The sequence below is a fragment of the Candidatus Enterococcus wittei genome (genome assembly GCF_002140175.1).
Classification (GTDB): Bacteria; Bacillota; Bacilli; order Lactobacillales; family Enterococcaceae; genus Enterococcus_B; species Enterococcus_B wittei.
Window position 1 is genome coordinate 720,504 of record NZ_NGMO01000001.1, and the last position, 14,482, is coordinate 734,985.

At 38.7% G+C, this 14,482-nt stretch carries 16 protein-coding genes; all 16 read right to left on the reverse strand.

What is annotated here, in order from left to right; translation table 11 throughout:
* A partial coding sequence (locus tag A5844_RS02750; RefSeq protein WP_086283699.1) for an NAD-dependent epimerase/dehydratase family protein occupies positions 1-853 on the reverse strand: 853 nt, incomplete at its 3' end.
* Positions 850-1,464 (reverse strand): sugar transferase, encoded by a 615-nt coding sequence (locus A5844_RS02755; protein WP_086283701.1) that lies wholly within the window; start codon positions 1,462-1,464, stop codon positions 850-852. The genes A5844_RS02755 and A5844_RS02750, both read right to left, overlap by 4 nt.
* A gap of 10 nt (positions 1,465-1,474) precedes the next feature.
* Entirely contained in the window at positions 1,475-3,292 is a 1,818-nt protein-coding gene (locus A5844_RS02760; protein WP_086283703.1) for a polysaccharide biosynthesis protein, read from the reverse strand.
* A gap of 23 nt (positions 3,293-3,315) precedes the next feature.
* Positions 3,316-4,056 (reverse strand): tyrosine-protein phosphatase, encoded by a 741-nt coding sequence (locus tag A5844_RS02765; RefSeq protein WP_086283705.1) that lies wholly within the window; start codon positions 4,054-4,056, stop codon positions 3,316-3,318.
* A 17-nt stretch (positions 4,057-4,073) separates the two neighbouring features.
* Positions 4,074-4,754: a CpsD/CapB family tyrosine-protein kinase gene (locus A5844_RS02770; RefSeq protein WP_086283707.1), complete on the reverse strand. Its 681-nt coding sequence runs from the start codon at positions 4,752-4,754 to the stop codon at positions 4,074-4,076.
* An 11-nt stretch (positions 4,755-4,765) separates the two neighbouring features.
* Entirely contained in the window at positions 4,766-5,542 is a 777-nt protein-coding gene (locus tag A5844_RS02775) for a YveK family protein (RefSeq protein ID WP_086283709.1), read from the reverse strand.
* Positions 5,543-5,561: 19 nt separating this feature from the next.
* Positions 5,562-6,416, reverse strand: coding sequence for a hypothetical protein (locus A5844_RS02780; RefSeq protein WP_086283711.1), 855 nt, complete (start codon positions 6,414-6,416; stop codon positions 5,562-5,564).
* Between the two features lie 9 nt (positions 6,417-6,425).
* Positions 6,426-7,112, reverse strand: a complete 687-nt coding sequence (locus A5844_RS02785) for a class D sortase (RefSeq protein ID WP_502488979.1) — start codon at positions 7,110-7,112, stop codon at positions 6,426-6,428.
* A complete protein-coding gene (locus tag A5844_RS02790) occupies positions 7,105-7,686 on the reverse strand; it encodes a hypothetical protein (protein ID WP_086283713.1) in 582 nt (193 codons plus the stop codon). The genes A5844_RS02785 and A5844_RS02790 overlap by 8 nt, the downstream gene beginning before the upstream one ends.
* Positions 7,687-8,005: 319 nt before the next feature.
* Positions 8,006-9,031, reverse strand: coding sequence for a tRNA (adenosine(37)-N6)-threonylcarbamoyltransferase complex transferase subunit TsaD (gene tsaD / locus A5844_RS02795; RefSeq protein ID WP_086283715.1), 1,026 nt, complete (start codon positions 9,029-9,031; stop codon positions 8,006-8,008).
* Positions 9,028-9,495, reverse strand: a complete 468-nt coding sequence (rimI, locus tag A5844_RS02800; RefSeq protein WP_086284073.1) for a ribosomal protein S18-alanine N-acetyltransferase — start codon at positions 9,493-9,495, stop codon at positions 9,028-9,030. Before rimI (A5844_RS02800) ends, tsaD begins: the two co-directional genes overlap by 4 nt.
* A gap of 5 nt (positions 9,496-9,500) precedes the next feature.
* Complete coding sequence (rimI, locus tag A5844_RS02805) at positions 9,501-10,055, reverse strand: ribosomal protein S18-alanine N-acetyltransferase (RefSeq protein WP_086283717.1); 555 nt, start codon at positions 10,053-10,055, stop codon at positions 9,501-9,503.
* Complete coding sequence (gene tsaB, locus A5844_RS02810) at positions 10,039-10,761, reverse strand: tRNA (adenosine(37)-N6)-threonylcarbamoyltransferase complex dimerization subunit type 1 TsaB (protein ID WP_086283719.1); 723 nt, start codon at positions 10,759-10,761, stop codon at positions 10,039-10,041. Before tsaB ends, rimI (A5844_RS02805) begins: the two co-directional genes overlap by 17 nt.
* 135 nt (positions 10,762-10,896) lie before the next feature.
* Complete coding sequence (locus tag A5844_RS02815; RefSeq protein WP_086283721.1) at positions 10,897-11,883, reverse strand: LacI family DNA-binding transcriptional regulator; 987 nt, start codon at positions 11,881-11,883, stop codon at positions 10,897-10,899.
* Positions 11,884-11,918: 35 nt separating this feature from the next.
* Positions 11,919-13,403, reverse strand: coding sequence for a UDP-glucose--hexose-1-phosphate uridylyltransferase (gene galT, locus A5844_RS02820; RefSeq protein ID WP_086283724.1), 1,485 nt, complete (start codon positions 13,401-13,403; stop codon positions 11,919-11,921).
* Positions 13,404-13,412: 9 nt separating this feature from the next.
* The gene (gene galE, locus A5844_RS02825; protein WP_086283726.1) at positions 13,413-14,402 is read right to left on the reverse strand and encodes a UDP-glucose 4-epimerase GalE; all 990 of its coding nucleotides are present in this window, start codon (positions 14,400-14,402) and stop codon (positions 13,413-13,415) included.
* Between the last annotated feature and the right edge of the window lie 80 nt (positions 14,403-14,482).

The following is a 14,482-nucleotide window of genomic DNA, read 5'->3' on the forward strand; positions in this document are numbered from 1 at the left end:
CCTCTATACTTTCAATAAAGTCTTTCTCTTGATATTCTAAACAAACTTCATCATATGTAGAACCTGGATATCCAACCACAGATTCATCATAAAATAAATTTCCAAAAATTTTCTTAAATAGGCTGATATTTTTCCCTAATATGGTTATCATTTTACTAAAACCTGATATTAGGTGAATCTTTTTATTAGATATTCTGGCAATTGCTACTACCATTTCTGAAGTATCAACTAATTTTTCATTTTGCGGGTGAAAAGTACCTGATAGATCAAAATCAATTCCCAATTTTATAAATGCATTTAAATTTTTTATATACAGCATACTCCTCTTATTATTAACTTTAGGAAAAAAAGGAATCACTTTTGCTAATTTTGAAAGTTTTGCATAATTACCTACCGCATGTGGTCCGTAAATCATTGGTGGCCTTATAATAAGAACCTTAAATTTTGAAGTATTTAATGTCCGTATTAAATTTTCCGCTTCTAGTTTAGATTTACCATAATTATTGATAGGATGAGGAATTGTTTTTTTTGTTATTATGCCCTCTTCTAATCCATAAACAGCCATTGTACTAAAAAAAATAAATTGCTTAACTTTTTCTTTTTGGGATTTTTTAGCAATTTCAACTGCTAAATCTCGATTTATCTTAAAATAGAGTTCCGAAGATACATCTTTTTTATGGACTATTGCTGCTAAATGAACAACCGTATCATAAGAAGAAAAATCATGTTTTCGCCACTCTTTTCCTCTTACACTTATACTATCAATCTGATAAGCTTCACCAAACTGCATCATCCATTTTTTAAATGAGGTTCCAATATAACTATGTTCTCCAGTAATCAGGATTTTTTTCATTTGTCATCCTCCTTCTTCACTGCCCCAGTACCACCTTCAACTACTCCATCACTTTTAAATACAGAGACAATCGTCAGAACAAAGCATTTTACATCCATCCAAAATGTGATATGTGCTGTGTATTCACCATCTAGCTTTGATTTATCTTTAATTTCTAACTCATCCCTACCACTAATTTGTGCTAAGCCAGTCAATCCAGGACGAATATCATTAGCCTTGTATTTATCACGTTCTTCAATAAGATCATACTGGTTCCAAAGAGCTGGTCTAGGACCGATAATTGCCATATCACCTTTTAAAATATTAAATAATTGAGGTAGTTCATCTAAACTTGTTTTTCTCAGAAATTTCCCCACTCGTGTAATGTAGAAATCCGGATTAGATAATAAATGTGTAGGTATCTCTTTTGGTGTATCTATTTTCATTGTGCGAAATTTATAAATATTAAAATATGACTTGTTTTTCCCAACCCGCTTTTGCTTAAAGATCACAGGTCCTTTTGAATCTAATTTGATCAAGATACACAAAAGCAAAAAAATCGGTGATAGTAAAATAACTCCAACTAAAGATAATAAAAAATCCAACCCTCTTTTTAACCAATCTTTGTACAATTTACTCCCCCTATTTACTCGAAGCTTTCGCAAAGGCAACGATTTCTTTTGCTAATTCATGGTCGTCTTCAGGTAACGCATGAACAAAGTCCATGACTTGCTGAAGTGGGTAACCTTTGATGTTTCCAACAAAGATCTTTTCATAGACCGCTTCATTATTTTTTTCTTTGTCTAACAGTAATTCTTCGTACAGTTTTTCTCCAGGACGGATCCCTGTTTCGACAATCTCGATCTCGTCTTCTGAGTATCCACTTAAACGGATCATGTTCTTCGCCAGATCAACAATTCTTACTGGTTCACACATGTCTAGAACAAAGATTTCCCCACCTTTTGCTAAGGCACCTGCTTGAACGACCAGACGACTTGCTTCGGGGATCGTCATGAAGTAACGTGTCATCCGAAAATCGGTTATTGTGACTGGACCTCCATTGGCGATCTGCTCTCTAAATACAGGGATGACACTTCCTCGTGAGCCTAAGACATTGCCAAAACGCACAGCAGAAAACTTAGTATGTCCTTCTTCATTTAATCCTGTGACGATCATTTCAGCGATACGTTTTGTTGATCCCATCACATTTGGTGGATTATTGGCTTTATCAGTTGAAACCATCACGAAGTTTTTTACGTTAGCTGCTTTGGCTGCTTCTGCCACATTTTTTGTGCCATAGACATTATTTTTAACTGCTTCTCTAGGATTGTATTCCATCAGTGGTACATGTTTATGCGCTGCGGCATGGTAAACGATGTCTGGCTGATATTCTTGCATCAAGCGAAAGATTTTTTTACGGTCTTGGATATCGGCGATAATTGGAATGATTTCAGTGTGACTATTGGAATTTTTTATCGTCAATTCACGATGGATCAAATAAATGGAGTTCTCCCCATGACCAACGAGGAGAAGTTTTTTTGGTGAAAATGAAAGGACTTGGCGACAGATTTCAGAACCAATGGAACCACCTGCTCCTGTGACAAGAATCACTTTTTCTGAAAGCTGATCTTTGATTTTTTCTAAGTCTAACTGGACTTCTTCTCTGCCTAAAAGATCGACTACATCGATTTCTTTTAACCGAGAAACGCTGATTTTCCCTGAAACGATTTCTTCAACAGAAGGAATGGTATTCATCTTTACTTCTTTATTTTCGATCAGATGAAAAATCTCACGGATTCTCTTACTTGGCAAGGAAGGAATGGCGATTGTGACCACATCAATATTCAATTGATCGATCAATTCAGGTAAATCATTGGTATTACCTAATATTTTCAAACCAGATAAGTAGGTCTTGTATTTATTGGGATCATCATCGATAAAACCAACTACTTCAATGTCATTGATTGCTTTGGAACTAATCAAACTATTATATAAAATCCGGCCACCTTCACCGGCACCAATGATCAGTGTACGATTTTTATTTGGTATTCTCCCCCGAGGATGTTCTTTATGCTCAATATAGATCCGCCAGCCTAAGCGACTACCAATGATCAAGAATAATGACATGACATAGGTCAGGATTTCTAAGCGCAGACTGATCTGTTGTAAAAATAAGTACAAAAACAAAAAACTAGAAAAAAAGGAACAGCTTACCGCAGCAAAGATCGCAGACATTTCATTTAGGTTCGTATAGCGATTGATCCGTGTGAATGTTTTGAAAATAGACCCATAACCTAAATACAATATAATCGAACATAACATACTTAATACTAAATAATTGTTCGCAATCCCAACATACGGATCCATGAAGATATAACTGAGGAAGTTAGAGATTGCTAGTAATAGACTATCTACCAACACCAATATCATTACTTTTCTTTTTCTTGTAAGCTCAAACAACACTTTTGCCCCCTAAATAACTTTTATACGATCGGCCCATAATCTTTTGCGGTGATCTTTACTCCGTTGACCACGTCTCTAGTGACTTGATCCATCATTTCGATCTTTTGTTGGCCAAATTTCTTTTCGACAGTCTTATACGCTTTAGCCATATAGAAATCTCGGTCTTTCCGACTATGGGCATCTGAAGCGATCATTTGGACAAGATTATGTTCAATCAATTTTTCACTCAGTTTTTTCACTTGTTTTCCATAGATACCAACTAAACTAGGTGCTGTTAACTGAGCCAAACATCCCATATTCAAATAAGGGAGTAACAAATTGGGTTCTTCTTGAAATCCGAGATTTCTTTCTGGATGTACGATAATTGGAATGATACCCATTTTACGTAGCTCAAAAAATAAACTTTCGGTGTAATCAGGAATGTTACGAGTGGGAAGTTCTGCCAACAAGTAGCGATCTGTGACGTCAGCAAACAAGATCTTATCCTGTTTGATTTCATCAATCAGTTCTCGCTTGATTCTTACTTCTTGACCTTCAAATAACGTTAAAGGAATATTGCGGGCATCGAATTCTTTTTGCAAGGCTTCGACTGATTTTATAACATCTGTTTTCTCATTGGTATAACGTTGGTTATGATGGGGGGTGCACAAAATATGAGTGATTCCTTGTCGAACGGCTTCTTTGGCCATGGCGATCGAATCAGCGAGCGTTTTCGCCCCGTCATCGACCCCCGGTAAAATATGACAATGTAAATCAATCATTTTCGGTCACTTCCTTACTAATAATAATAATAATTGACATCTGCATTAGCCTTTGCCCCGTTGTAGACAACACCTAGGATTCTTGCTTGTGCAATCGTCAATAACTCTTTTGCTTTCAATAACTCATATTTGATGGTTTTTCTCTCTCTAACTACTAAGAGTGTCCCATCGGTTTTTGCTGCTAAGATCTGCGCATCTGTCACAGTCGCAATCGGTGGCAAGTCGAAGATTACTAGATCAAACTTTGCGGCTAACTCAGCAATGATCTCTTCCATTCGTTTAGAATCTAACATTTCGGAAGGATTCGGTGGTTTTGGTCCACTTGTCATGACCCAGAGATTTTCCACAGCACTTGGGGAGTAATAGTTTTCTGCTTGACCTCCTCGATCGCCAATATAATTACTTAGACCATTGACATTAGGTAATTGGAACGTCAATGCAACACTTGGCTTACGTAGATCAGCATCCACGATCAATACTCGTTTGCCACTATTGGCAAAAACAACCGCTAAATTGGCCGCAGTGGTGGACTTTCCTTCACCAGGACCTGAAGAAGTGACGACCATTGTCTTTAGTTCTTGATCAACGGAAGCAAATTGGATGTTGGAACGAATGGTTCGGTATTGTTCGGAAACCATGGCATTTTTATCAGTGATACTTAAAAGGGAAACAGGTAAAATTGTATTTTTCTTTTTCATGCAACTTCTCCTTATACACGTTTTCGTGAACGACGGCTTTCTCTTGCTTCATTTGTTTCAATTGTCTCTGTCGGTATTGTTTGAAACATCCGGCCGTTTTCAAGTTCTTTCTTCGTCATCTCATTCACTTCTCCAAGAATTGGTAAGCCTAACTCTTCTGTGACGAAACGTTCATCTTTGACGGTTTTGTCCAACAATTCCAATAAAAAAGCAAGTCCGACACCAATCATCAATCCGATCAACCCACCGATCAAAACGTTCAATTTATTGTTAGGTGAAACAGGTACAGGATTGCTTTGAGCGGTTGAAGTAATTGTCACTTTATTGACATTCAGTACATCTGTTGCTTTTGACTGGAACGTTTGAGCAGTGACATTGGCAATATCAGCCGCATGATCTGGATTATCTGCCGTAGCTACGATCTGGAACATCTGTGAGTTTTGGGATTGTTCCACGCTGATGATTTCTTTCAATTGACCCTTTGTCAAACTTTGGGCATGTTCTTGTTCAAGTTGTTTTTGGACATCATTGATGACGACATCTCCCAAGATCATGTCTTTGTAGGTATTGATCAACATGACATTGGCGTTCACATCTTGTAGATTGGTATTCGTGTTTTCAGCTTTTGACTGAACGATCAACTCTGCTGATGCACTATATTTTGGGGTGATCAAAAAGAACGTCAACCCAGCAGCGATCGCAAAGCCTGCAAGCATCGTCGCTAAGATGAGTAACCATCGCTTCCGTACAATGCCAAATAATTCTCCTAAACTAATCGTTTCTTCCATTTTTTCTCCACTTTCTATTTTAGTATCTTTTTTTGACTTTACGTCTTCGAAGCATTTCGCTTAAAAGCCAGACGATCAAACTACCAACGAGCAGTACGATCCCCCACTGGATGAATGTAACAATAAAATCGGTGAGATAAGTTGTTAGAAAATGATAAAGCGATTTTGAATTGATACCGATACGCTCAATCATTTTAGATAGGTATACAAAAAGCGGTAATGCTAAAAGCATTAATCCGGCGCCACCAATTGCGTAACTTAAATAGCGTAACGCACGGTGGAAGAAGCGAGTATCAATCGCAATAAGTGCAATAATCATCAAGGCAGTAACCGTCAACGAAAAAAAGATCATCAAAGTCAATGTTTTTGAATAGCCCATCACTTGTTTTCCATACACTAAAAGGTACGGGATCTCGATGTAATCACTGAAAGACTGTGCGGCAGAATTTTTCAAATTATCGATGGATTGTTGCGTTTGCGCAGTAATCTCATAATTTTTTTCTTTCGCATAATCTTCGACTTTTTGCTGGATCTTTTCTTTGACTTCCTCTGTTCCTTCAATTAAAAACGGTATATCTGTATAGATACTTCGAATATAGTGCGAAACATTTTTTTGGACATATGCCCTTGGTACCGTGTCAGCTAATACTTCTGCAGGAATGTTACTTCCTCTTCCAAGATCGCTGATTCTTTCATTGATTTCTGTCGTAATCGTTTCAACATAATTTGACTCTTGCATCGCTTCTTCCATGAATTGTTGATTGAACAAAGTGGTTTTTAAAACGAGCAAAGTCATACCGGCAAATAAGCTGAGTGAACAAATGAATGTCAGCACCCAGCGTGATGCCTTTTGCATAAATTTTTGCTTACTCATAGTTCCCTCCTATTTATTAGGATTGATCAACGGACCTTCAACCAGCTCACAGATAACGAAAAGCCGTTCATCCGTCATTCCTAAACTATCAACAGGATAGCAAGTGTAGAGAAGTAAGAGTGGTTTGTCTCTTTGACTGATCAATTGATTGATTTCTGGATCATCTTTGTGACGAATAACCGTTTCTTTGACTTGGTATTGGTAATTTGCATAGGTCGTATTTGCAGTCACGATATCATTCGTTTGAATCCCACTTAGTTTACCGAAACCATCTACATTATGGCCACCGACTAATGTAGTTCCCACTTCACCTATGTAAACGGAACCCATATATTGTCCGGCACCTTTTCTTAATATCTCATCGGTATCTCCAAAATACAAAGGCACATTCAATTTCAAAGCATCCACAATGATTTCTCCGTAACGTTCTCCACCTCGAGGGTAAGTGATCTTACTAGAAGCTAATTCATTGTTTTTATCTTTTTCAACATCTTGATCATTGATTGCTTCAAATGTCTGCTCTTTCGTGTCAAATGATGGCACATCTGACAATAAGAATAGATTTAAGGAAGATGTTGCAAAGTGAATGACAGGTCGCCCAATCACGTACATGAGAGAATAACCAACTGCTAAAAAAAAGATAGGGACAAAAAGCATTGCCCCTAATCTTTTCAGCAGCTTGCGCTTTTTATGCAATTTTCGTTTTTCTTCCTACTACGACCGCACCTGCTGCGACTAATAGTAATGAAGCAATGGCAATTGCACTTGAGGCAAAGTTAGCACCTGTTTGTTTCACTGGTGAGTTCGTACTGAAAGCTAGTGACGTTGACCCATCAGCATTTTTCATACCGATTTGAATATCACTTAAATTCCAACTTAAAACCACCAAACCCAACGCATCAGCAACTCGCGTCACTTCTTGTTGGATCTGTAGAATAACATCTCGTGGCAACGCACGGATTAAATCATCCAGCGTATTCACTCCTGACATATCGATTGTTACTGCACTTAATAGATTACGTACGTTTTCGATACCAGAAACAGCAATATCCACTTGTGCATCGGTTAAATCATTTTGTTTCAAATGATTTTCGGCTTGTGTGATATACGTAGCAGGAACAGTAAATTCTTTATCCTGGATACGTACTGGTTCGTTCAACAAGTCAAGGATCCGTTGCTCATTCGCATTGATCGCTCCAGCAGCATCGACTGGTACAGTAAACAATAAAACAGTGAAAAGTACAATTATAGAACTGACAAACTTTTTCATTCATTCGACCTCCTTTGCTATATTATAATAGGAAGAATTTTACGCTTCCATAACACCTATGTAGAAAATAACGGTTTATTTTTATTTTCTACAAATTTAATACTATCATATAGATTTGCGTGAGACAATTTATAGAACCCGGTTTCAAAAATTTATTTTAGCTTGAACCTTCTTGGAATATCAAGACACAAATCGTATCAAATGTCTAGGAAAATTCTCAATATTTATTCCTATTATTTCATAAATCACATGATTCTATCTATCCTACATTCAATATGGAAATTCACATATTCTTTATTGCTTTTTAACATAACTAAAATCAAGCCAATGTTGCTCCTGGTTCGGCATTTAACCGGTAATCTGCCACATGTCCTTTTTGCCATTCGATATGTGCAGCTGCACCGATCATGGCAGCATTATCCCCACAAAGTCGTAAAGGGGGAATAATCAATTCAACTTCAGGCAACTCTTGATTCAACGTTTCAGCTAATTTTTCTCGTAATCCTTGATTCGCTGCGACCCCTCCCGCTACGATCAATTGTTTAATGGGATAAGCTTTACATGCTCGCAAGGTTTTTGTAACTAAGACTTCGATGACACTTGCTTGGAAACTAGCGGCCAGATCAGCCTTATCTAAGCTTTCCTCTCGTTGTTGCGCATTATGCACCAAATTGATGAATGCACTTTTCAAACCACTGAAACTAAAGTCATAATTGGGTTCGTGGATCATGGCACGAGGAAAATCATAAATATCCTTTCCTTGGTGAGCCAATTGATCGATTTCCTTTCCACTAGGATAGCTCAACCCCAATACACGTCCTACTTTGTCGTAAGCTTCACCTGCTGCATCGTCTCTTGTTTCCCCGATGATCTCATATGAACCATCTTCTTCCATATAGACGAGTTCTGTATGCCCACCACTGACAAGTAAAGCCATCAATGGAAACTTAAATGGTTGCACATAACGAGCCGCATAAATATGGCCGGCCATGTGATTGACTGGGATCAAAGGTAAATCATTGGCCCAAGCAAAGGCTTTGGCTGCTGAAATACCGATCAGTAGGGAGCCAACGAGACCTGGACCATAAGTCACAGCAACTGCGGATAGCTGATCAGTGGTAACTTTGGCTTCTTCTAATGCTTCGTTGATACACAAAGTGATTTGTTCCACATGATGTCGACTCGCCACTTCAGGTACGACACCGCCAAATCGTTTGTGACTGTTGATTTGTGAAGCGACGATGTTGGAGAGGATCTCATGACCCTCTTTCACCACAGCCACACTTGTTTCATCACAGCTTGATTCGATTGCTAGAATTAATTCTGGCTTGTTTTCTTCATTCATTTTATCGTCTCCGTTTTTAACTTTGTACACATGATGACCGCATCTTCTACTGGATCATGATAATAGGACTTCCGGCGACCTAATGTCCGGAATTTTTCTGAGGTATAGAGTCTTTTTGCGGCTTCATTCGATACCCGCACTTCTAAAAAGACACTATACGTTCCCTTTTCTTTCTCCTCATTGAGCAATTCACGAAGTAATTGTCGCCCGTATCCTTTATGTTGTTCAGTAGATGCAACGGCTAGATTAGTTATTTCAACTTCATCGATCACTTTCGTATACCCAATAAATGCTTTCAATTCTGAATCTTCAATCAATAACAAATACACAGTTTGCGGTTGTTTAAGGTCTTCTAGATATTGTTCTTTCGTCCAAGGTGAACCATATTGATACGCTTCTTTACTTAATTCCCATAGACGAAGAGCTAATTCTTCTTCATTGAAGTCGTTTTTTTGATAAATCACTTTATTCACTCGTTTTCTATAATTTTGACCATATCTAAGGCATCTTCATTTGTTTCAGTATAATACCCTTTTTTGACTTTTCTAGATTGGAATCCTAGATTCCGATAAAGTCGTTGGGCTTCTTGATTTCCTATCCGCACTTCTAAAGAGAGCGTCTCACATTGATTAGTTTGTGCAAATTCTTCAATTTCATTGATCAAGTAGGTGCCAATATGCTGTCGTTGATAGGTAGGATTGACCGCAATATTTGTCAGATGACAATCCAAACCCAAAATCCGTGAGCCAACAAATCCAATGAGGTTGGCTTGATCAAAAGCTCCTAAATATAAGGTTAGAAACGGAGAAGTCAGCTCTGATAAAAAAGCACTCTTCGTCCAAGGTAATTCCCCTTGGTAAACTTCCCGTTCCAAACTCAATAACGCCTTGATATCTTCCACTGTCAACTCTCTCAACTGATAGGTCTTATCAGAGATCATGATGATTTTTTCAGGGTAATCTGCTCTTGCTTGTACCAAGGTTCTGATATAGGCTTTTACCGTCGCTTTAAATTTTTTCAACATAGCTTTCTTCTCCTGGCGAATGAGTCTCCAACCATTTTTCTTCTGCTTCTACCCTTTTAAGATAGCGTGGGAGAAAGGCTTGAATATCTGTCACTGGTTCCATTCTTGCACCTAGCTCTGCGATCACGCTCCCACTGGGCAAGTCCCATGAAGCATTCGGATTGATTATTGCTTGTGGTAATCCTTCACTGATTTCCTCTGCAAATTTTTGGCAATCACTGCCAACAAAAAAAATTGGTTCATCGAACTCTGCCAACCGTTTGATCAAATCAGAGAATGCGATATGTAGATCATCAAGAACCGTTTCAAGAAATTGCCCTTTGTGTCGATAAGCTCCAGCATAAACATTCTTTCTTCTCGCATCAAAAATAGGCACAATGATCGCATCGATTCCTACACAATTAGCTGCAATTGCAGCCAAACTTGATACACCAACCAATTCTTTATTCAGCGTATCCGCTAGTGTTTTAGCGGTCGTGACACCGATTCTTAGTCCTGTATATGATCCCGGTCCGCTTGACACAGCGATACGGTCGATTTCTGATGGCTTTAATTGGATCGAGGCAAATAGCTGATCCAATGCTGGCATTAATGTAAGACTGTGATTTTTCTTTTTATTGATTTGGATTTGTCCTAACACCGTATGATCTTCTACTACGCCAATCGCTAAGGGTTGATTGGCTGTATCTATACCTAAAGTAATCATCTATCTGTTCCTTTCCATAATCCGATATCGTTATACATTGTAGCATACTTTAAAGAAAAAAAGGGTACGAAAAAGTGATTGGTTGCTCCGACACAACCAATCACTTTTCCATTTTCAAGAAATTTGTATTTCTCTTTATTCTTTCTTCTTTTTCGTCGATTCTCTAAGGATCAGTTCGGTTTCGATCGTAATTTTTCTGGAGACAGGGGAAGCCATTTTTAACATTTGGCTCAGCGTTTCTACAGCTAATTCTCCCATCCATTCGGTATATACTTTGACTGTAGACAGAGCTGGAGAGACATACTTCGCCACACTAATATCATTGAAACCGATGACTGAGATGTCATCAGGTACATTCAACCCTTTTTCTTTGATTGCCTTTAGTACGCCTATGGCTAATGCATCATTGGCAGCAAACAAGGCATCCGGTACCTCTTCTTCTAAAAGTGTTCGTACTGCTTGGTATCCCGCCTCCACAGAGAAATCCGCCTCAATGATCCGACCAGATAACGTTTCTTTTTCAGCTAGTAATTGTTGAAAAGAAAAGATTCGTGGATCGATGACACGAGTCCGATTTTTTTTCGTATATTCTCTTCCAGCTAACATCACAATTCGTCTGGCATTTTCAGTGGAAAAATAATCCAAGACTTTGCGGATACCTGATTGAAAATCGATCACGAGGGAATCGATCCCTAAGTTCGTTCCATCAGAATCTACTAACAGAAGATTTGCTTGTGTCTCTTTTAGTTCTTGCAGCTGTCCATCATCAAATTTTCCTAGCGCAATCGTTCCGTCTGCCGTTTGTTCACTAATGGAGTCCCAAGTTTCCTTGATTAAAAGAATCTTATTTTCTTCTGCCCTTTTCTCTATCCCTAATCGGATCGACAAATAATAGAGATCTTCTAACTCTTCTTCGGTATTGTACCATTGGATCAGTTTGATCGTTTTTTTTTCAGAGGAATAATTCTTATGATGTTTCGTGTAATTCAGATGTTCTGCGGCTTCGAACACTTTTTGTTTGGTTTCTAACCCAACGGATAAGGTGCCATCATAATTCAACACTCTGGAGACAGTGGCAGGAGAAACACCTGCCAACTGGGCAATGTCTTTGATCGTGGCCATTCGTCTCTCCTCCTATTTATAAGATAAGCACTCTTTTACAAAGTTTCAGTAAAACGTAAAAATGCGGCTTGTCCTTCTTCATCTCGTTTAAACACGCCGGCATCTTCAAGCACTCGTGCAAACACTTTACCCACAGCTTCATTGATAATCGGCGTTGCTGTTTCTTCAGTGATTTCAGGATTGGCTTGTTTCAATTCTTCTGCCCATTCACGATGATACTCGGCTATTTGATTTTCTTTTCCAAGCAAATAATGTTTAACTTCTTCTAATTCTGATTTCAAACGTGGTGGCAGTACGGCTAATCCCATGACTTCAATCAAGCCTATGTTTTCTTTTTTGATATGCTGGATATCCCGATGTGGGTGGAAGATCCCTTCTGGATGTTTTTCAGAGACGTTGTTGTCTCGCAGGACTAGATCTAGCTCGAAATAATCATCACGCCTTCTGGCAATCGGTGTAATCGTATGATGAGGTGTACCATCATTTGAAAAAGCAGAAATGAAAACAGATTCATCTGAATAATTCTGCCACTTTTCTAAGACAGCCGTAGCAGCTTTTACAAGAAGCTCCTTATTTGGTGACTGCAGACGGATCACTGACATTGGCCATTTGACGATTCCAGCAATCACTTGTGGGTATTCAGTTAGTTTGATCAGTTTTTCCATCGGTGCTTTAGCCATCGGAAATTCGTGTCTTCCTGCCTGATAATGATCATGAGATAGGATCGATCCACCTACGATCGGCAAATCCGCATTTGAACCTACAAAATAATGTGGTAAGACTTCTGTGATTTTCAATAATCTGTTAAATGTTTCTTTAGTGATACGCATAGGTCGGTGTTCTTCCGATAAAATAATCGAATGTTCATTGTAATAAGCATAAGGAGAGTATTGGAAACCCCAACTTTCACCATCTAAGTTCATCCGAATGATTCGGTGATTTGTTCGTGCTGGATAGTTCAACCGCCCTTGATAGCCTTCATTTTCCATACATAACATACAGGTTGGATAATCCACTTGAACCGCTTGTCTTTCGGCAGCGATCTGCTTAGGATCTTTTTCTGGTTTAGAAAGGTTGATCGTGATTTCCAATTCTCCATATTTAGATGGGTAAGTATAATGAACGTTTTTAGCAATAGCTCGTGTTTTTATATAGTCATTATTACGACTCAATTGATAGAAATAATCTGTTGCTTCTTCTGGGCTTTTAGAATAGTGTTGTGCAAAAAAAGCATTGACGACAGAAGGTGGTGGTGTTAAGAAATCCATCAGTTGCGCTTCGAAAATTTCACGTTGTGCAGGAATATCGGAAATCACACCATTCTTTTGAGCATGCAACACTAAACGATCCATCAGTTCCACCGATGTTTCTTCAACTGGTCGAGCTTCTGTCGCTTCTACTGCATCTTCCCCAAGCATTGCTACTAGACGATTTCTGAGATAGACACGGTCCATCTCCATCCAACCACCAGCCGCAATCGCTAGAGTCACAAAATCATTCACTGTTTGGCTGATCGACATTGTGCTCACCTACTTCTCATAGCCATTAGGATGACTCTCATGCCATGCCCAAGCTGTTTTAATGATTTCATTGATATCCGTATAGCGAGGCTCCCAACCAAGAACAGTTCGTGCCTTTTCACTGGAAGCTACTAAACGACTTGGATCACCTTCACGTCGCGGCACTACTTTAGCAGGGATCTCACGTCCAGTCACTTCTCTTGCTGCTTCTAGCATTTCTTTCACAGAATAGCCTTTACTGCTGCCTAAATTGAAGAAGTTGCTTTCATTACCAGCTTGTAAATATTCTAAGGCTAAAATGTGCGCCGCAATTAAATCTTCTACTTGTACATAATCTCTGATACATGTCCCATCTGGAGTATTGTAATCATCTCCAAAAATAGCTAATGCCTCTCGTTGACCCAATGCAACTTGTAAAATAATCGGCACTAAATGAGTTTCTGGTGTATGATCTTCCCCAATCGAGGCATCTGATTTTGCTCCTGCCACATTGAAATAACGAAGCGCTACATAGCGCATCCCATAAGCTTTGTCGCACCATTTCATCATTTTTTCCATTGTCAATTTACTTTCACCATATGGATTTTTCGGATTCGTCGGTGTCTCTTCCGTAATCGGTGACACTTCTGGTTCGCCATAAGTCGCTGCAGTAGAAGAAAATACAATATTCTTCACGTTGTATTCATGCATCACTTCTAATAGGATCTGCATACCATAGACATTATTATTGAAATATTTCAACGGCTTTTCTACCGATTCTCCTACCAGTGAACTCGCAGCAAAGTGTAAGACACCCTCAATGGATTCTTGTTCAAATACCGAACTTAAAAACGCTTTGTCCCGGATGTCCCCTTCGTAAAAATGTGCTTTCGGATGAATCGCTTGTTTATGTCCAGTCAATAAATTATCAACAACCGCTACTTCATAGCCTTTTTCAATCAATTGGTCAACAGCGTGAGAACCAATATAACCTGCCCCGCCTAGTACTAAAATTGTCATAATAAGACTCCTTTACTCGAATGATTATATCTGTTATTTATTGTAACAAAAGAAACGATAAGAAAATAGTCACTTTACAG